Source organism: Streptosporangium nondiastaticum, from assembly GCF_003011965.1.
GTDB lineage: Bacteria > Actinomycetota > Actinomycetes > Streptomycetales > Streptomycetaceae > Streptomyces > Streptomyces nondiastaticus.
Genome location: NZ_PXWG01000061.1, coordinates 1 through 17,821 on the forward strand (window position 1 = coordinate 1; position 17,821 = coordinate 17,821).

Annotated in this window: 17 protein-coding genes; 8 read left to right on the plus strand and 9 right to left on the minus strand. The window is 75.0% G+C overall.

Annotated features, from left to right (window positions below):
* Positions 1 to 1,461, minus strand: a 1,461-nt coding sequence (locus B7P34_RS21050) for a serine/threonine-protein kinase (RefSeq protein ID WP_223268067.1), incomplete at its 3' end; no start/stop codon positions are given.
* A gap of 240 nt (positions 1,462 to 1,701) precedes the next feature.
* On the opposite strand from B7P34_RS21050, the gene B7P34_RS21055 reads away from it, so the two are divergent.
* Positions 1,702 to 1,965: a hypothetical protein gene (locus B7P34_RS21055; RefSeq protein ID WP_043189731.1), complete on the plus strand. Its 264-nt coding sequence runs from the start codon at positions 1,702 to 1,704 to the stop codon at positions 1,963 to 1,965.
* A gap of 117 nt (positions 1,966 to 2,082) precedes the next feature.
* Here B7P34_RS21055 and B7P34_RS21060 read toward each other — a convergent pair whose 3' ends face one another.
* Together B7P34_RS21060 and B7P34_RS21065 are read right to left on the minus strand one after the other, a co-directional pair.
* Entirely contained in the window at positions 2,083 to 2,871 is a 789-nt protein-coding gene (locus tag B7P34_RS21060) for an ABC transporter permease (protein WP_106678687.1), read from the minus strand.
* A complete protein-coding gene (locus B7P34_RS21065; RefSeq protein ID WP_106678689.1) occupies positions 2,868 to 3,836 on the minus strand; it encodes an ATP-binding cassette domain-containing protein in 969 nt (322 codons plus the stop codon). The genes B7P34_RS21060 and B7P34_RS21065 overlap by 4 nt, the downstream gene beginning before the upstream one ends.
* Positions 3,837 to 3,900: 64 nt before the next feature.
* Here B7P34_RS21065 and B7P34_RS21070 point away from each other — a divergent pair, with 64 nt between their 5' ends.
* Positions 3,901 to 4,665 carry a TetR/AcrR family transcriptional regulator gene (locus B7P34_RS21070; RefSeq protein ID WP_106678691.1) on the plus strand — a complete coding sequence of 255 codons (765 nt, stop codon included), beginning with the start codon at positions 3,901 to 3,903 and terminating at the stop codon, positions 4,663 to 4,665.
* On the opposite strand, the gene B7P34_RS21075 is transcribed toward B7P34_RS21070, so the two are convergent.
* The 5 genes from B7P34_RS21075 to B7P34_RS21095 form a co-directional block, all read right to left on the minus strand.
* Positions 4,622 to 5,395, minus strand: coding sequence for a GntR family transcriptional regulator (locus tag B7P34_RS21075; protein ID WP_106678693.1), 774 nt, complete (start codon positions 5,393 to 5,395; stop codon positions 4,622 to 4,624). The two genes, B7P34_RS21070 and B7P34_RS21075, sit on opposite strands and share 44 nt — an antisense overlap.
* Before the next feature lie 17 nt (positions 5,396 to 5,412).
* Positions 5,413 to 6,747: a homogentisate 1,2-dioxygenase gene (hmgA, locus tag B7P34_RS21080; RefSeq protein WP_106678695.1), complete on the minus strand. Its 1,335-nt coding sequence runs from the start codon at positions 6,745 to 6,747 to the stop codon at positions 5,413 to 5,415.
* Between the two features lie 88 nt (positions 6,748 to 6,835).
* A complete protein-coding gene (locus B7P34_RS21085) occupies positions 6,836 to 7,453 on the minus strand; it encodes a TetR/AcrR family transcriptional regulator (protein ID WP_106678697.1) in 618 nt (205 codons plus the stop codon).
* 175 nt (positions 7,454 to 7,628) lie between these two features.
* The gene (locus B7P34_RS21090; protein WP_106678743.1) at positions 7,629 to 8,228 is read right to left on the minus strand and encodes a TetR/AcrR family transcriptional regulator; all 600 of its coding nucleotides are present in this window, start codon (positions 8,226 to 8,228) and stop codon (positions 7,629 to 7,631) included.
* A gap of 26 nt (positions 8,229 to 8,254) precedes the next feature.
* Positions 8,255 to 9,016 carry an SDR family NAD(P)-dependent oxidoreductase gene (locus B7P34_RS21095; protein WP_106678699.1) on the minus strand — a complete coding sequence of 254 codons (762 nt, stop codon included), beginning with the start codon at positions 9,014 to 9,016 and terminating at the stop codon, positions 8,255 to 8,257.
* Positions 9,017 to 9,197: 181 nt separating this feature from the next.
* On the opposite strand from B7P34_RS21095, the gene B7P34_RS21100 reads away from it, so the two are divergent.
* The 5 genes from B7P34_RS21100 (at position 9,198) to B7P34_RS21120 (ending at position 15,763) form a co-directional block, all read left to right on the plus strand.
* Positions 9,198 to 10,442, plus strand: a complete 1,245-nt coding sequence (locus B7P34_RS21100; RefSeq protein WP_223268068.1) for an exo-beta-N-acetylmuramidase NamZ family protein — start codon at positions 9,198 to 9,200, stop codon at positions 10,440 to 10,442.
* Positions 10,443 to 10,569: 127 nt separating this feature from the next.
* Positions 10,570 to 11,931 carry an erythromycin esterase family protein gene (locus B7P34_RS21105; RefSeq protein WP_106678701.1) on the plus strand — a complete coding sequence of 454 codons (1,362 nt, stop codon included), beginning with the start codon at positions 10,570 to 10,572 and terminating at the stop codon, positions 11,929 to 11,931.
* A 136-nt stretch (positions 11,932 to 12,067) separates the two neighbouring features.
* Positions 12,068 to 13,357, plus strand: coding sequence for a hypothetical protein (locus B7P34_RS21110; protein WP_223268069.1), 1,290 nt, complete (start codon positions 12,068 to 12,070; stop codon positions 13,355 to 13,357).
* A gap of 234 nt (positions 13,358 to 13,591) precedes the next feature.
* Entirely contained in the window at positions 13,592 to 14,203 is a 612-nt protein-coding gene (locus B7P34_RS21115) for a hypothetical protein (RefSeq protein ID WP_106678705.1), read from the plus strand.
* 117 nt (positions 14,204 to 14,320) lie between these two features.
* On the plus strand, positions 14,321 to 15,763 hold the full coding sequence (locus B7P34_RS21120; RefSeq protein WP_106678707.1) for an amidase: 1,443 nt from the start codon (positions 14,321 to 14,323) through the stop codon (positions 15,761 to 15,763).
* A 33-nt stretch (positions 15,764 to 15,796) separates the two neighbouring features.
* On the opposite strand, the gene soxR is transcribed toward B7P34_RS21120, so the two are convergent.
* Positions 15,797 to 16,252, minus strand: a complete 456-nt coding sequence (soxR, locus tag B7P34_RS21125; protein ID WP_106678709.1) for a redox-sensitive transcriptional activator SoxR — start codon at positions 16,250 to 16,252, stop codon at positions 15,797 to 15,799.
* 162 nt (positions 16,253 to 16,414) lie between these two features.
* Between soxR and B7P34_RS21130 the strand changes: the two genes are divergently transcribed.
* Entirely contained in the window at positions 16,415 to 17,815 is a 1,401-nt protein-coding gene (locus B7P34_RS21130; protein ID WP_223268072.1) for an aldehyde dehydrogenase family protein, read from the plus strand.
* Positions 17,816 to 17,821: the final 6 nt, after the last annotated feature.

Consider the following 17,821-nt stretch of genomic DNA (forward strand, 5'->3'; position numbering starts at 1 on the left):
CGCGGCGCCGTCGCCGTCCCCGGCGGCGAGGGCGCGGCGGGCCTCGGCGAGGGCGGCGGTGGCGAAGGAGAGCCGGTCGCGGGCCTCGGCGGGGTGGCGGGCGACGGCGGCGAGGGCGGTCGCGGTGCAGTGCCCGGCGAGGACGTGCAGCGCGCCTTCGGCGGTGGTGACGCGCGGGGCGAGGTCTTCCGCGGCGGCCTCGGCCCGGGCCAGGATGCCCGCCGCGTTGTCCCTGAGGCCGCGCAGCACGTCGAAGGAGGCGGATTCGGCGTCGAGGCGCCGGTTGGCGCTGGTGCAGTGGGAGCAGATCTCGTCGAGCGTGCGGCGGCGGATCTCCTCGTCCTCGTAGGGCGCGTCGTCGAGGGCCTGGCGCAGCCGGAAGGCGTCGGCGAGCTCGCTCCGGGCGTAGGCGACGGCCTCGGCGAAGGGCCGGACGGCGGCGTCGCCCAACTGGGCGGCGGCGAGGTGGAGTTCTTCGGCGCTGGTGCGGACGGCGTCGTCGGTCTCGACGAGGGCCCGGGCGGCTTCCGCGTCGAGCTCGGGGAGCGGGGTCAGGGGCCGGGCCATGCGTGCGGGGCCGGGCGGCGCGCCCGCGCCGGACACCGTCCCGCCCCGCGCCACGACCCGCAGCATGTCCTCCGCTTCCGCGGCGCCGAGCCGCAGCGCGGGGTCCTTGCGCAGCAGCCCTTCCAGGACGGGCGCGAGCGCCCCCGCCCGGACCGGCGCGGGGAGCTGCTGGTCCACCACGGCCCGCATGGTGGAGAGCGGGGTGTCCTGGCGGAAGGGGGAGACGCCCTCCACCGTCGCGTACAGCGTCACGCCCAGCGACCAGAGGTCGGAGGCGGGGCCCGGCGGATGCCCGAGCGCCCGCTCGGGGGCGAGGAACTCGGGGGAGCCCACCAGTTCCCCGGTGCGGGTCAGCGCCGAGCTCCCCTCGACCGTCGCGATGCCGAAGTCGGTGAGCACGACACGCCCGTCGTTGGCGAGGAGGACATTGCCCGGTTTCACGTCGCGGTGCAGCACGCCCGCCGCGTGCGCTCCCCGGAGCGCGGCGAGCACCCCGGCGCCGATGTGCGCCGCGTGCGCCGGGGGCAGCGGGCCCTCCGCCTGCAGGGCGTCGGCCAGGGAGAGGCCGCGCACCAGCTCCATCACGATCCACGGCCGGCCCTCGTCGGAGGCCACGTCGAAGACGGTGACGACGTGGGGGTGCGCGATCCGCGCAGCGGCCCTGGCCTCGCGTTCCAGCCGTACGTACAGCTGCCGGATCTCGTGGTCGAGCAGGCCCGCGGGGGCCCGCACCTCCTTGACGGCCACCTCGCGGTCGAGGACCTCGTCCCGCGCGCGCCACACCACTCCCATGCCGCCCCGGCCCAGCTGTTCCAGCAGCCGGTACCGGCCCGCCACCACCCGGCCCGGCGGCACCGCTGCCCCCTCCGGACCGCCCCCGGACATCCCGCTCATCGACGGGCCCCCTCCAGCAAGAGAGCGATTCGGGGTGAATCTACCGCAACGGAGCGTGATTGCCCCCTCTTCTGCATATCCTTGACCCGCTAACTCGCCCACAGTGACGGCAGGTTCACGCCAGCCCTGTCAACGCCCTTGACGGAGTGGTGAATCCGCCCCGCCGATGCGCGGGTGACGGAAGAGGGCGGTAGGGTTACCCTGCCTGAGCCGGGTGCCTCGTTCGGGTGGGGAGTCTCAATGGATCAGATAGCAATGCGCGGCAGGCCACGGGTGCCTGCCATCAGCTGCAACAGCGGCGCGTCCAGCGCGCGCCTCGACCGCCATCTCGCGGTGCTGGGCGGGCCTGCCGTGCCCCAGCGCGAAGTCGAGGGGGCGACCCTGCTGATGCGCGAGCTGACCACACGTGATCACGCGCGCGCCAAGCAGAGCCGGACCGCCAAGGTCTCCCTCCTCGCGCCGCTCAGACGGCTGCGCCGCTCCCTGTTCGGCAACCACGACTGAACCCCGGCCCCGAGCGCAAGCGCCCCACCGTCGACGCCGTCGGCCCTCCACCCTCTCCCCAGGGCGCGGCCGCACGGCGCCGAGGCATGTCCGGCCCTCTTCTCCGGCATGCCGTGCTCAGGCCGTGCCGCGTGCGTACCGCCCGACCGTGAGCGGTACGAAGACCGCGAGCAGCAGCACCGCCCAGCCGGTCGCCGCGAGGACGGGGTGGGCGACCGGCCATGACGCGTCCGCGGCGGGCCGGCCGTTGCCGAAGAGCTCCCGGCAGGCGGTGGTGAGCGCGCTGATCGGGTTCCACTCGGCCACCGTGCGCAGCCAGCCGGGCATGCCCTCGGTCGGCACGTAGGCGTTCGACAGCAGCGGCAGCATGAAGGTCGCGCTGGCCAGCTGGCCCGCGCTCTCCTCGTTGCCGATGACCAGGCCCAGGTAGTGGCCGACCCAGGCCGTGACCAGCCGGAAGAGCAGCAGCAGCGCGAAGGCGCCCGCGGCGCCGGCCGCACCGCCCTCGATCCGCCAGCCGACGGCCAGCCCGCAGAGCACGAGCGGTACGAGCCCGAGCGCCGCGAGCACCACGTCGGCCGCCGTCTGCCCGGCCGGAAGGGCGAAGCGGCTCATGGGCAGGGTGCGGAAGCGGTCCATGACGCCGCGCTGGAGGTCCTGCGCGGACGCCAGCATCGCCGTCATCACGCCGTTGACGGCGGTCACCGCGAACAGCCCCGGCACGAGGTACGCCCGGTAGTTCGCGCCCCCCTCCAGCGCCACTGCGCTGCCGAAGACGTAGCCGAAGAAGAGCAGCATCGTGACCGGCATGGTCAGGGTGATGACGAGCAGTCCGGGCACGCGGCGCATCCGCTGCAGGTGGCGGCCGAGCACGGCCCGGGTGTCGGACAGGGCGAGCGTGGTCATGCGGCGGCCTCCCCGGCCTCGGTGCGGGCGCCGTCGCCGGCGGTCAGGTGCAGGAAGACCTCGTCCAGCGTGGGCTGCCGCAGGGCGGCGTCGACGACGGGGACGCCCGACGCGTCGAGCTCGCGCACGAGGTGAGGGAGCGTCAGCTCCGGGTCGGTGGTGACCGCGGCGGCCGAGCGCCGTGCGGGGTCGAGGGCCGGGCGGCCGCCCGTGAGCCGGGCCAGGACGGCCGCCGCGCCCGCGAGGGCGGACTCCTCCGCGACGACCACTTCGGCGTGGGCGCCGAGCCGGGCCTTGAGCTGCGCGGGGGTGCCCCGCACGGCCGCCCGCCCGTCGTCGACGAGCACGACCTCGTCGGCCAACTGATCGGCCTCCTCCAGGTATTGCGTGGTGAGGAGCACGGTGGTGCCGTGCTCGGTCAGCTCGCGGACGGCGTCCCAGATGGCGCCGCGGCTCGCCGGGTCGAGGCCGGTCGTCGGCTCGTCCAGGAAGAGCACGCGGGGCTTGGTGAGCACGCTCGCGGCGAGGTCGAGGCGGCGGCGCATGCCGCCGGAGTAGGTGCGGGCCGGGCGGTCCGCGGCGTCCCCGAGGCCGAAGTGGTCGAGGAGGACGTCGGCGCGGGCGCGGGCCGTGGCGCGGCCGAGCCGGTGCAGGCGGGCGAAGAGCCGCAGGTTCTCGCGGCCCGTCAGGTCGGCGTCGACGGAGGTCGACTGCCCGGTGACGCCGATCGCGCGGCGCACGTCCCGGGGCGCGCGGCGCACGTCGTGCCCGGCGACCCGCGCCGTTCCCGCGTCGGGGGCGATGAGGGTGGTCAGGAGGCGGACGGCGGTGGTCTTGCCCGCGCCGTTGCGCCCGAGGAGCCCGCAGACGGTGCCCTCGGGCACGGCGAGGTCGAGCCCGCGCAGCGCGTGCACGGTGCCGAAGCGCTTCTCCAGCCCCTCACTAAGTACAGCGTACGTAGTCATGGCCGCGACCCTACCCCACTACGTACGCTGTACGTAACTAGGATGGTGGGCGAGGTGATGATCCATGGCAGCCAGCGGCCGTACGGCCCGCCCCGAGGTGATCTGGGCCCGGCCCGAACGCGCCGCGCGCGGCCCGCGCCCCGCGCACACCCGCGCGGAGATCGCGGCGGCGGCGGTGCGCGTCGCGGACGCGGAGGGGCCCGGCGGCGTCTCGATGCGCCGCGTGGCGGCCGAGATCGGCTGCGGCACGATGTCGCTCTACAACTACGTCCCGCGCAAGGAGGACCTGTACGAGCTGATGGTCGACGCCGTCAGCGCCGAGTACGACCTCTCCGCGGAGCCGTCGGGCGACTGGCGGGCGGACACCCTCGCCCTCGCGGCGCAGACCCGCGCCCTGATGCACCGCCACCCCTGGCTGCCGCGGCTGATGTCGCCCGCCCACGGCTTCAGCCCGAACGCCCTGCGGTACCTGGAGCACTTCCTGTGGGTGCTGGAGCCCCTCGACGTCCCCGGGGGCACCAAGATGGAGCTCATCTCGATGGTCAACGGCGTCGTCTCCACCTATGTGGTCAACGAGCTCTCCGAGGCCGAGCGGGCCCGCACCTCGCCCTTCCCGCCCGGCCAGGAACACGCCGCCCGCATGGCCCTGCTGGCGCGCGAGCTCTCGCGCGGCGACCACCCGCGCCTGGCCGCCGTCCTCGGCGCGGGCTTCGCCGCCGTGGACCTCGACGCGCACTTCGCGCGCGCCCTCGGCCGGCTGCTCGACGGCTTCGACCCGGAGCGTGTCAGTCCGCCGCCGGGTCCGTCCGCTCCTCCGTCTCCAGCGTGACGGTGAAGGAGAACCGGTCGCCGCGGTAGCGGATCCGGGCCACGTCCACGGCCCGGCCCGACGTGTCGTACGTCACGCCCGTGTAGTGCAGGATCGGGCTCAGCAGCGGCACCTGCAGCAGCCGCGCCGTCTCCGGGTCGGCGAGCCGGGCCTCGACCGTGTCCGTGATCCGGCTGATCCGGACGCCCACGGAGTCCCGCAGCACCTTCGTCATCGGCCAGCGGGCCAGGTCCGCCACGTCGATGCGCGCGGCGACCTCCGGGTGCACCAGGTTCTCCGCCCAGTTCGTCGGCTCGCCCGACTCCCCGTCGCGGCGCAGCCGCCGGAAGACGACCGTCTCCGGCAGGCCGGGGAAGTGGCCGGCCAGCTCCGCCGGGACGGGGGCGGGACCGTGGTCCAGCACGGTCGTCCGCTCGCCGGACTGCTGCGCCACGATCGCGTCCACCGAGCCGAGCAGCCGCACGGGGGAGCCGCGCCGGGCGCTCGGCTCGATGAAGGTGCCGCGCCGCCGGTGCCGGCTGATCAGCCCTTCCTCCTCCAGCTCCTTCAGCGCCTGCCGCATGGTCAGGACGCTCACGCCGTAGTGCTCGGCGAGGGCGTCCTCGGTGGGCAGGCGCAGCGGGTCGTCCGGGCAGCGCCCGAGTATCGAGGCCCGCAGCGACTGCGACACCTGGTACCAGAGCGGCAGCTTGCGGTTGAGCGCGAGGGAGTCGGGGGCGAAGGTGGTCACGGGGAGCTCCGTGGGCGTCAGCGACGGAAGTGGCGCTGCAGACCCTGCCACACGCCGTCGTAGCCCGTCTGCAGGTGGTCGGCCCCGGCCGCGTGCGGGGTGAGCGTCACCGGCCAGCGCGTCTCGAACATGAAGGCCAGTCCGTCGTCCACCTTCTGCGGCTTCAGCTCGGCCGCGCTCGCCCGCTCGAACGTCTCCCGGTCGGGCCCGTGCGCCGACATCATGTTGTGCAGCGACCCGCCGCCCGGCACGAAGCCTCCCTCACCGGCGGTCTTCGCGTCGTACGCGCCCTCGATCAGGCCCATGTACTCGCTCATCACGTTCCGGTGGAAGTACGGCGGCCGGAAGGTGTCCTCGCCCACGAGCCAGCGCGGCGCGAAGACGACGAAGTCGACGCCCGCCAGGCCCGGGGTGTCCGACGGCGAGGTGAGCACCGTGAAGACCGACGGGTCCGGGTGGTCGTAGCTGATCGAGCCGATGACGTTGAAGCGGCGCAGGTCATAGACGTACGGGACGAGGTTGCCGTGCCAGGCGACCACGTCCAGCGGGGAGTGGTCGTACGTCGCCGTCCAGAGGTTGCCGCAGAACTTGTTGACCACCTCCACCGGCCCTTCGGTGTCCTCGTACGCCGCGACCGGCGCGAGGAAGTCCCGCGCGTTCGCCAGCCCGTTCGCGCCGATCGGCCCCAGCTCGGGCAGGACGAAGGGCTGACCGTAGTTCTCGCACACGTAGCCGCGGGCGGTGGGGCCGAGGAGCTCGACGCGGAAGCGCACCCCGCGCGGGATCAGCGCCACGTGCCCCGGCTCGGCGCGCAGCAGCCCGAACTCCGTGCGCAGCAGCAGCCCGCCGCTCTCGGGCACGATCAGCAGCTCGCCGTCGGAGTCGCTGAACACCCGGTCGGTCATGGAGGCGTTCGCGGCGTAGAGGTGGACGGCCATGCCGGTGCGCTGGGTGACGTCGCCGTTGCCGCCGAGCGTCCACAGGCCGGCGAGGAAGTCCGTGCCCGCGGGCGGCTCGGGCAGCGGGTTCCAGCGCAGCCGGTTGGGGTCGGGCACGGCGTCGGTGAACGGCGCGCTCGCCAGGTGGCCGTTGCCGGTGCGGGTGAACTGCGGGTGCGCGGCGGAGGGCCGGATGCGGTAGAGCCAGGACCGGCGGTTGCTGTGCCGGGGCTCGGTGAAGGCCGTGCCGCTCAGCTGCTCCGCGTACAGCCCGAGCGGAGCCCGCTGCGGGGAGTTGCGCCCCTCGGGCAGCGCCCCCGGAACGGCCTCGCTGCTGTGCTCGTTGCCGAAACCGGCCGAGTAGGCGAGCCCCTCGGCGGTCTTCCGCGCCTGCTCGTTGCCCGTACCGCTCATCGCGTGCTCCCAGCGCCGGTGGATTCCTATGGGAGACCGTAGGATTCCCGGCGGGGCGCGTCAATGGATCAGCCCGCGAAACGGGCCCCTACTTCTTCGCGTACCCCACCATGCGCAGCGCCAGGTCCGCGTACAGCTCGCCCACCTCGTCCGGCGTGCGCTTGCCCTCCGCGTTGAACCAGCGGGCCACGTCGATGCACAGGGACAGCACGGCCAGCGTCGTCCCCGGGACGTCCGGGGTGTCGAACTCGCCCGCCGCCACGCCGTCCTCCACGATGGCGCGGACGGCGGCGTCGGTGTCCCGGCGCAGCGCGACGATCTCCGCGTAGTGCTCCTCGGCGAGCGCCCCCAGCTCGTACTGCACGACGCGCGCCGTCGTGTGGTGCTCGGCGTGCCAGCGGACGAAGCACCGCACGGCCTCGGAGAGCCGGTCGGCGGGGCTGCCCGCGGAGTCCCGCGCCCGGCGCAGGATGTCCAGGGCGAGCCGGTGGCCGACGATGCTGATGCGGTAGAGCAGCTCTTCCTTCGTCTTGTAGTGGATGTAGAGCGCGGCGGGGCTCATGCCGGCGCGGCCCGCGATGTCGCGGGTGGTGGTGGCGTGGTAGCCGCGCTCGGCGAAGGCCTCGACGGCGGCGGTCACCAGCCGCCGCGCGGCATCGGGCGTGACATCGGCCCACTGCCCGCTCTGCTGCCCCTCCGCACCCATCCCACGCCCCGCTCTCCCGGTCCGCCCCGGGCCCTGCGCCCGCGGAACGAACACCATACCCCGGGGTGAGCGGGCGCTTAGGAAGTCGTGGAGGGGCCCCGGCCACCGGTTCCGGCCGGTGGTCCGGGGCGCTCGGGCGGCGGCCCCGCGCCGCCGCCGTCCCTGGCCGCGCCCGCTACGGCCGCAGCGCCCGCATCAGCAGATCGGCCAGGTGACCCGCCACCTGCTGCGCGCTCAGCCTGCCCTCCGCGCGGTACCAGGCGCCCAGGTGGTGGACCGAGCCGAAGTGGTAGTCGACCACCAGGTCCGCGGGGGTGGCCGCGGTGAACACGCCGCTGCGCTGGCCCTCCTCGACCAGGGCCCGGAAGCGCTCGTGGTAGCGGCGCCGCTCCGCCCGGACCTGCGCGAGCTTCTCCGGCCCCAGGTGGTGCATGGAGCGGAAGAAGATCGTCGTGTCGTCGAGGTTCTCGATGGTGGTGACCACGACGTCGGCCGCGGCCTCGCGCAGCCGCGTCTCGACGGGCGCCCGCGAGCCCGCGAACGCGTCCAGGCGCTCCTGCTGCAGCCGCAGCACGCGCCCGTAGACCTCGTGCAGCAGGTCGTCCTTCGAGCCGAAGTAGTGGTAGAGGGCGCCCTTCGTGACGCCCGCCGCCTCCACGATCTCCTGCACCGACGTGCGGTCGTAGCCCCGCTCGGCGAAGAGCCGGGTGGCGGCGGCGAGCAGCCGCTGCGGCACGGGCTCGCCCTCCGGCGCGGCGCACCGCGCCCCGCTCACGCTCCGCCGCCCGGCGGCCGCATCGCTCACAGCCCCTCTTCCAGCTTGCGCTGGAGGTGGTTCATGCCGCGCAGCCAGCGGTCGGGGTCGGTCGCGCGGGCCGCGTAGTAGTCCGCGACCTCCGGGTGCGGCAGGATCAGGAAGCGGCCCGCGGCCATCCCCTCGAAGAGGGCGTCCGCCACCTGCGCGGGCTCGATCGCGGTGGGCACGAGGATCAGGTCCCCGGCCGGGCCCGTGCCGCGCAGCATGTCCGTCCGCACGCCCTGCGGGCAGATGGCGTGCACGTCGACGCCGCAGTGGCGGTAGGTGAGCGAGAGCCACTCGGCGAAGGCGAGGGCCGCGTGCTTGGAAACGCTGTACGGGGCCGAGCCGAGCATCGTGAGCAGCCCGGCCGCGGAGACCGTGGACACGAACCGGCCGCTGCCGCGGTCGAGCCACTCGGGCAGCAACTGGCGCGCCGCGCGCACGTGGGCCATGACGTTGACGTCCCAGGCGGTCTCCCAGAGATCCTCCTCGGCCTCCGGGCCGCCCGCCGGGGCGACCCCGGCGTTGGCGCAGTAGACGTCGATGCGGCCGCCGAGCGCCTCGCGGGCGGCCGGCACGATGCCGGAGGCGTCGCCGGGCACGGCCGTCGCGCCGATCTCCGCCGCGACCGCCTCGGCCTTGGCGGCGTCGAGGTCGTTGACCGCGACCCGCGCCCCTTCGGCCGCGAACCGGCGGGCCAGCGCGGCCCCGATGCCGCCTCCCGCTCCGGTGACGACGACTCCCGCGTCCCGCACGATGCCCACGCTCGGTCTCCCTCGGCTCGGCTGCACCGCGCAGACTAACCAGTCGGTATGTGCCGGGGGAAGAGGCCGGGAACGCGCCCGGAGGCACGCCCTCCGACATTCTCCCGGCCGGGCCGCCGGAGCGTTAGCGTGCATGACCATGCGGCACTCTTCCGGGGGACGCCCCCCGAACGCACGGCGCGTGACGAGGCGCCAGGTGCTGGGCACGGCGGCCGCTGGCGCCCTCGCCGGCCCGGCCGCCGCACCGGCGCGGGCCGCGGCCGCCCCGCGCGTCCGCACCGGCTTCGACCGGCTGGCGGAGAGCGGCTACGCCCTGCTCGCCGGGGACCGCGTCGGCGTCGTCACCAACCCCACGGGCGTCACCGCCGGCCTCCGGCACGTCGTGGACGTCCTGCACGCCGACCGGCGCGTCGACCTCCGCGCGGTCTTCGGCCCCGAGCACGGCTTCCGCGGCACGGCACAGGCCGGCGGCTCGGAGCCCACGCGCACGGACCCCGCCACCGGCCTCCCGGTCCACGACATCCACGGCAAGCGCGGCCGCGAGCTCGCCGCCCTGTTCCGCCGCGCCGGCGTGGACACCGTCGTGTTCGACATCCAGGACGTGGGAGCGCGCTTCTACACGTACGTGTGGACGCTGTACGACTGCCTGATCGCCACGGCGCTCGCGGGCCTGCGGACCGTGGTCCTGGACCGGCCGGCCCCCCTCACGGGCCGCGGCGCGCACGGCCCGGTCCTGGAGCGCTCCCTGGCTTCCGGCGTGGGCCGCGAGCCGATCGCGCAGGCGCACGGCATGACCGTGGCCGAGCTGGCCCTGCTGTTCAACGCCGCGCACGTGCCGGCGGCGGCCGGGCGGCCCGCACGGCTGGACACCGTGCCCATGAGCGGCTGGCGGCGCGGCGACCTCTTCGGCGACACCGGGCTGCCGTGGGTCCCGCCCAGCCCCAACATGCCCACGCCCGGCACCGCCCTCGCCTACCCGGGCACCTGCCTGCTGGAGGGCACGAACCTCTCCGAGGGCCGCGGCACCACCCTCCCGTTCGAACTCGTGGGCGCCGAAGGCATCGACCACCGCTGGGCCGACGCCCTGAACGCCCTGGACCTGCCCGGCGTGCGCTTCCGGGAGGCGTACGCGGTGCCCGCCTTCTCCAAGTTCCAGGGGCGCACCATCGGCGGCGTGCACCTCCACGTCCACGACCCCCGGGCCTTCCAGCACGTACGGACGGGCATCGCGCTGCTCGTGACGGCCCGGCAGGTGTGGCCGGGCTTCGCATGGCGCCCCGACCGGTGGATCGACCGGCTCGCGGGGACCGCGTCCGTACGCACCATGACCGACGCGGGCGCCCCCGTGGACGACATCGTGGCCGCCTGGCAGCCCGGGCTGGAGGAGTTCCGGGCCCTGCGCGAGGAGCACCTGCTCTACGGCTGACCGCCACGGCCCCCGGGGGCTGTCCCCACCCCGCCCCCGGGGGCGCATCGGATGGTGCCGGAACGGCGCGCCGGGAATCGTGGAACGAGCCACCACGAACGGCCCAGCGACCCGAGGAGCGACCCCGATGACCCCCCAGCGCCGCCGCCGGCGCACCGGCCTGCCCGCCGCTCTGCTGCTCACCCTGATCCTGTGCGTCCTCTCCTGGACGCCCGCCCTCGTGCAGCAGGCGCGGGCTCGCACCGCCGGCCCCGTGGCGGCCCTCGCCGCCGCGGCCCACCCCCTGCGCACCACCGAGCCGGGCGGCGGCGTCGCGGACCTGCGCCCCCTCGGCGCCATGGTCGGCGACGCCACGGTGGTCGGCGTCGGGGAGGCCACGCACAGCTCGCACGAGTTCTTCACCAACAAGCACCGCATCTTCCGCTACCTCGTGGAGGAGAAGGGCTTCACGGCCTTCGCCCTGGAAGCCAACTGGAGCGCGGGCCTGCGCATCAACGACTACGTGCTGCACGGCAAGGGCGACCTGCGGCAGATCATGCGGGAGGAGTTCCAGGACGCGTACCGCCTCTGGAACACCCGCGAGTACCTCGACCTGTTCACGTGGATGCGCGACTACAACGCCCATCACGCGCGCAAGGTGCAGTTCGTGGGCAACGACGCCGCCTACGCCGGACCGGAGCTGTTCGACCGGGTGACCGGATACGCCCGCGCGCACCACCCCGCGATCCTGCCCCGCCTCGCCGGGCTCTACCGCGGGCAGCGCCCCGAGCCCGGCACCAGTGTGCGGGACACCATGCAGGCGCTGCTGAAGAAGCCCCTCGCCGAGCGCCGCGCCGACGCCGGCCGCGCCCGGGAGGCCCTCGCCCTGCTGGCCGGGCAGCACCCCCGCGACGACCGCCGCGCCTTCGACCGCGCGGTGCAGGACGCGCGCGCCGTCGCCCAGGTCGCCGGCATGTACGCCTACGACCTCGGCGACCCGAAGTCCGTCGCCGACTGCATGCGCTACCGCGACCGGGTCATGGCGGAGAACACCGTCTGGTGGCAGCGGCACACCGGGCAGAAGATCCTCCTGTCCGCGCACAACGCCCACGTCTCCTACGTGAGCGACGACCCGGCCCAGTACCCGAAGATGCAGGGCGCGTTCCTGCGCGACCGCCTCGGCGCCGCGTACGTCAACGTCCGGCTCACCTTCTCCGAGGGCTCCTTCAACACCCTCGACGACGAGGGACGCACCAAGCCCGTCACCCTCGGCCCCGCGGAACCCGGCAGCAACGAGCACACCCTCGACCAGGTCGCCCACCGCCGGGCCTGGCTGCTGGACATGCGCAACGCGCCCCGCGCCGCGAAGGACTGGCTGTCCACCGCCCGGCCGACCCGCAACATCGGCACCGCCTACCCGGAGCCCGCGTACATGACCGCGCTCGGCCGCTCGTACGACCTCCTCATCCACGTCCACGGCATCCGGGCGGCCGAACTCCTGGCCCCCTGACGATGCCCTGATCCGCGGTACGCACGGTTCCAGGACACGGACGCGTGAAGCGCGTGACGGGAGTCTGGACAGTCCCCCTCGGCAGCGGGACGATGCGCCGGCATCGGGCTGCTCGAGGGGGAATGCCATGTCCGGCATGAGTGCGGAACCGTACTGGGAGCTGACGTTCGACGCCGACGGGGACGCCGACACCGGCGAGCGCGACGCCCTGATCCGCGGTGCCGTGAGCGAGGGCCTCACCGACCTCGTGGTGTTCGCGCACGGGTGGAACAACGACAGGCCGATGGCCACGGCCCTCTACTCCCGCTTCTACGCGCCCTTCCCGGGCCTGGTCGCCCGCGCGCCCGGCGTGCGCCTGGGGTACGCGGGCGTGATCTGGCCGTCGATGCGCTTCCCGGGCGAGGCCGTCCCCGACTTCCCGTCGGCGGTCCCCGAGGCGCCGCCCGCCCCGCCCGTCCTCGACGCCGCCACCCGCGAGGCCCTGATCAGGATCCTGCCGTGCGAGCGGGCCGTGCTGGACCGGCTCGCGGAGCTGGCCGCGGAGCAGCCCGAGGACCCCGCGCGCCTGGAGGAGTTCGTCTCCCTCGTCCGCGGCCTCGCCCCCGCCCCGCCGCAGGGGCTCGCGGCCGCGGACGCCGGTGAGGACGACGCCTCCTACCTGCTCACGGGCGACGCCCTGCGCGTGTGCGAGAGCTTCGCCGGCGCCCTGGACCGCATGGGCGCCCTGCCGCCCGCCTTCCTCGGCGGAGGCCTGAAACGGCTGTGGGGCGGCGCCCTCGAAGTGCTCCGGCAGATGTCGTACTACACGATGAAGCGGCGCGCGGGCATCGTCGGCGAGAAGGGCCTCGGGCCCGCGCTCGCCCTGCTCGCCGAGTCCGCCACCGGGCTGCGCGTCCACCTGGCCGGGCACAGCTTCGGCGCCCGCCTCGTGTCCTTCGCGCTGCGCGGACTGCCCGACGGCGGCACCGCCCTGGGCAGCGTGACCCTCCTCCAGGGCGCCTTCTCGCACTACGCCTTCTCGTCCAGCCTGCCGTTCGACACCGGCCGCGGCGGGGCGCTCGACGGGCTGTACCGGCGGATCCGCGGGCCGCTGGTGGCCTGCCACTCGAGCCACGACTCCGCGCTGGGCACCCTCTATCCCCTCGCGTCCATGGTGTCCCGCGAGGACGACGAGCTCCTCGGTCTCGGCGACGGCCGGTGGGGCGCCGTCGGCCACGACGGCATCCGGGCCGTCGACCCCTGCGCCAGGATCGCCCTGGACGAGGCGCTGCGCGGCGCCCTGCCCGCCGAGGGGTGCGTGAGCGTCGACGCCTCATCGGTCGTCGCCCGCGGCGGGCCCCCGTCGGGCGCCCACAGCGACATCTGCCACGAGGAGCTGGCCCGCGTCATCCTCCACGCCGGCCGCGTCCTCCCCGCCGGGCCGTGAACCGTGCCCCTGAGCCGGGCCGGGCCGACCGGGCCCGGTGAGCCGGGCCGAACGAACCGAGGCGAATGAACCGAGGCGGTTGAACCGAGCCGAATGAACCGGGTTCCACATCCCGGCGCGACTTCGGGGTAGCAGAGCGGAGTCGGCCGCGCACCGCGGCCGAGGGATCCGAATGGCGATGAGTTACGTCCCTTCCATGTCGATCCGAGTCCGCGCTGTCGGAGGTGGGATGCAGTGGCAGGTTTCAGAGCACTCGCACGAGAGGTGCGCAATCCACGGAACACCATCGCCTTGCGGCGGACCTCCCTGCGCAAGTGCCTCGAGCGCTTCGCCCCGTACGGGCACCGGGCGACCTGGCACCACCTGTGCGACCTGGCCGGGATCGCCCCGGCCGACCGGGCCCCCGACCCGGCCCGGCTGGTCGTCGCGCTGACCGAGCTGGAGGAGGCCCGCGCGGTCTGGCTCGCCTACGAGGCGTCCTTCGCCGACCGCCGCAAGCGTGAGAAGCACGACGGCATCCGGCAGCCCGCCGCCGTCGACGCGTGGCACCGCAACACCTGGGGCGGCTGCGACATCGTGCCCTGCGTGAGCCCCGACGTCTACCCGGCCGCCCGGCTCTCCGACGTGCTGCGCCGGGTCATCGCCGCCATGGAGGCCGACCCCGGGGACGTCTGCCCCGTCTGCTCGCAGGACCGCCTGGAGTGGCGCCCCGACCTCGACCGCTGCCCCGCGCAGGGCCCCGTCTGCGCGGACTGCGGCATCGTGGTCCCCGCGCCCGTACTCACCCCGGGGGCGCTGGCCGCGGCCCGCCGCCGGGTGCTGGAAGACCGTTACGCGGCGGTGTGAGCCCGGCCGCGGTCGCAGGGAGGGAACGGCCGGGAGGCCGGAAGGGGGGTGTCCGCCGTCCGCCGGTGGTGCGAGGATGCGGCACGGCCCACCGGTGTGCGAGAAGAGGCGGACGGCATGGCGCAGTTGCACGATCTGACCGCGTTGGAGCAGGGGGCGGCGGTGCGGGCGGGAGAGGTGTCGCCCGTCGAGCTGACCGAGCACTACCTGGAGCGCATCGGGCGGCTGGACGCCACCGTAGGGGCGTTCGTCACCGTCACCCCCGAGACGGCGCGCAAGCAGGCGGCCGACGCCGAGAGCGCGGCCTCGGCCGCCCGGCGCGAGGGCCGCGCGCTGCCGCCGCTGCACGGCGTGCCCGTGCCGGTCAAGGATCTCAGCCAGGTCGCCGGCGTGCGCTGCACGATGGGCTCGGCCGCGTACGCCGGCAACGTCGCCACGACGGACGACCACCTCGTGACGCGGCTGCGGGAGGCGGGCACGGTCCTGCTGGGAAAGACCAGCACGCCCGAGTTCGGCCTGTCCTCGCACACCGAGAACGCCCTCGTGCCGCCCGCCCGCACCCCCTGGGACCTCGGCCGTTCGGCCGGCGGGTCGAGCGGCGGGGCCGCGGCCGCGGTCGCCGCGGGCCTCGCGCCGCTCGCGCACGGCAGCGACGGGGGCGGCTCCATCCGCATCCCGGCGTCCGCGTGCGGCCTGTTCGGCATCAAGCCCAGCCGCGGCCGGGTGAGCCCCGGCCCGCTCCTGCACGACGTGACCGGCCTGCTGACGCACGGGCCCCTGGCCCGCACGGTCGCGGACGCCGCCGCGCTCCTCGACGCCCTCGCGGGGCCGATGCCCGGCGACCCGTACGCCGCGCCCTCGCTCCCGCCCGGCGAGACCTTCGCCGAGCACGCGCGGCGCGCCCCGGGCCGGCTGCGCATCGGCCACATCACGGAGGCGCCCGTCCCCGGGGTGGAGGTGCACCCCGAGTGCCGGCGCGCCGCTGAGGAGACGGCGGACCTGCTGCGGGACCTCGGCCACGACGTGGAGGAACTGACGCTCCCGGGCGACGAGTCCCTGGCCCGGGCCTTCACCACCGTCTGGGACGTGCTGTCGACGGTCATTCCCGTGCCGCCCGGCGGCGAGCGGCTCCTGCTGCCCCTCACCCGCCACCTGCGCGAGCGCGGCGCCCGCGTCACCGCCACGGAGTTCGCCGGGGCCCTCCAGCGGATGCGCGGGATCGCCCAGCTCGTCGACGACGTCCTGCAGGCGCCCGGCACCGGCTACGACGTGCTCCTGTCGCCCACCCTCGCCCGGCTCCCGCTGCCCGTCGGCGGGCTGCGCAACGACGACGACCCGGAGCGGGAGTTCGCGGACGTGGCCGGCTTCACGCCGTTCTGCCCGCTCTACAACGCGACCGGCCGGCCCGCCGTGAGCGTGCCGCTGCACTGGACGCCCGAGGGCCTGCCCGTCGGGATCATGCTCGGCGGCCGCTACGGCGACGAGGCCGGCCTCATCTCGCTCTCCGCCCAGCTGGAGGAGGCCCGGCCGTGGGCCGGGCGGCGGCCCGCCCTGTGGTGAGCGGCCCGCAGCAGCCCCGGGGAGCGGCGTTCCTCAGCGCTCGACCAGCAGGCGCGAGCCCGCTCCCCGCAGGCCGTTGCGGTCGTCGGGGTTGGACAGCGCGCAGGTCTCCAGCGAGAGGCAGCCGCAGCCGATGCAGTCGTCCAGGTGGTCCCGCAGCCGGGTCAGCTGCTTGATGCGCTGCTCCAGCTCGCCGCGCCACGTCTCGGACAGCCGGGCCCAGTCCTCCCGGTTCGGGGTGCGCTCGTCGGGCAGCTCCGAGAGCGCCTCCCGGATCGTGGCCAGCGGGATGCCCACCCGCTGCGCGGCGCGGATGAAGGCGACGCGGCGCAGGGCGTCACGGTCGTAGCGGCGCTGGTTGCCGGAGGTGCGGCGGCTGCTGATCAGGCCCTTGGTCTCGTAGAAGTGCAGCGCCGAGACGGCCGCGCCGCTGCGCGCGGACAGCTGGCCTACGGTCAGTTCCTGGATCGTGTACGTAATCTGCGGCACAGCTCAGACCTTACGTGACCGGCGGCTCCCGGCATTGAGACGACGGCCACACCGCCGCGGGGAGCGCACTCTGGTACGGGCGGTGCGCCCGGCGCTAGCGTGGGCGCTTTCCGGTCCCGTTCCGCTTCCGCGAGGAGACGACCCGTGAACCCGCACGACGGCATGTACATCGACGGAGCCTGGCGACCCGCCGTGGGCGCGGGGACGATCGAGGTGGTGAACCCGGCCGACGAGCAGGTCATCGGCACCGTCCCGGCCGGCGACGCCCGGGACGTCGACGCGGCCGTCCGGGCGGCCCGCGCGGCCCTGCCCGGCTGGGCGGCCACGCCGCCCGCGGAGCGCGGGAAGCACATCGCCGCCCTGCGCGACGCGATGGCCGCCCGCCAGGACGAGCTCGCCGCCACGGTCACGGCCGAGCTCGGCTCGCCCAAGGGCTTCGCGCAGCGGGTCCACACCGGCCTGCCGATCGCCGTGGCCGGTTCGTACGCCGAGCTCGCCGCGAGCCATCCCTTCGAGGAGCGGATCGGCAGTTCGACCGTCCTCCACGAGCCCGTGGGCGTCGTCGCCGCGATCACGCCCTGGAACTACCCGCTCCACCAGGTCGTGTCCAAGGTCGCCCCGGCGCTGGCCGCGGGCTGCACGGTCGTCCTCAAGCCCGCCGAGGACACCCCGCTGACCGCGCAGCTCTTCGCCGAGTGCGTGGACGCGGCCGGGATCCCCGCGGGCGTCTTCAACCTCGTCACCGGGCTCGGGCCGGTGGCCGGCCAGGCGCTCGCCGAGCACCCCGGCGTCGACCTCGTCTCCTTCACCGGCTCCACGGCCGTGGGCAAGCGGATCGGCGCGGTGGCCGGCGCGGCCGTCAAGCGCGTCGCCCTGGAGCTGGGCGGCAAGTCCGCCAACGTCATCCTGCCCGGCGCCGACCTGGCCGAGGCCGTCGCCGCGAACGTCGCCGACGTGTGCCGCAACACCGGCCAGTCCTGCAACGCCCTCACCCGCACGCTCGTCCACGCCGACGTGTACGAGGAGGCCGTCGCCCTCGCCGCCGCCGCGCTCGCGGACTTCGCGCCCGGCGACCCGACGCAGGACGGGGTCCGGGTCGGCCCGCTCGTCAACGCCAAGCAGCACGCGCGCGTGCGCGGCTACATCGACAAGGGAATCGAGGAGGGCGCGCGCCTCGTCGCCGGCGGCGCGACGCCCCCCGAGGGCCACGACAAGGGCTACTACGTCACCCCCACCGTCTTCGCCGACGTCACGCCCGAGATGACCATCGCCCAGGAGGAGATCTTCGGCCCCGTGCTCTCCTTCATCAAGTACGAGGACGAGGACGAGGCCGCCCGGATCGCCAACGGCACGGTCTACGGCCTCGCCGCCGCGGTCTGGGCGGCCGACAAGGACGAGGCCGCCGCCTTCGCGCGCCGCCTGGACGCCGGCCAGGTGGAGATCAACGGCGGCGGGTTCAACATCCTGGCGCCCTTCGGCGGCTACAAGGAGTCGGGCGTCGGGCGCGAGCTGGGCGTCCACGGGCTGGGGGAGTACCTGCAGACCAAGTCCCTCCAGTTCTGACGCCCG

Coding starts and splice junctions, on each gene's coding strand:
- B7P34_RS21055 (WP_043189731.1), top strand. CDS start 1,702: ATGGATCAGATAGCAATGCGCGGCAGGCCACGGGTGCCTGCCATCAGC.
- B7P34_RS21060 (WP_106678687.1), bottom strand. CDS start 2,871: ATGACCACGCTCGCCCTGTCCGACACCCGGGCCGTGCTCGGCCGCCAC.
- B7P34_RS21065 (WP_106678689.1), bottom strand. CDS start 3,836: ATGACTACGTACGCTGTACTTAGTGAGGGGCTGGAGAAGCGCTTCGGC.
- B7P34_RS21070 (WP_106678691.1), top strand. CDS start 3,901: ATGGCAGCCAGCGGCCGTACGGCCCGCCCCGAGGTGATCTGGGCCCGG.
- hmgA (WP_106678695.1), bottom strand. CDS start 6,747: ATGAGCGGTACGGGCAACGAGCAGGCGCGGAAGACCGCCGAGGGGCTC.
- B7P34_RS21085 (WP_106678697.1), bottom strand. CDS start 7,453: ATGGGTGCGGAGGGGCAGCAGAGCGGGCAGTGGGCCGATGTCACGCCC.
- B7P34_RS21105 (WP_106678701.1), top strand. CDS start 10,570: ATGACCCCCCAGCGCCGCCGCCGGCGCACCGGCCTGCCCGCCGCTCTG.
- B7P34_RS21110 (WP_223268069.1), top strand. CDS start 12,068: ATGAGTGCGGAACCGTACTGGGAGCTGACGTTCGACGCCGACGGGGAC.
- B7P34_RS21120 (WP_106678707.1), top strand. CDS start 14,321: ATGGCGCAGTTGCACGATCTGACCGCGTTGGAGCAGGGGGCGGCGGTG.
- B7P34_RS21130 (WP_223268072.1), top strand. CDS start 16,415: ATGTACATCGACGGAGCCTGGCGACCCGCCGTGGGCGCGGGGACGATC.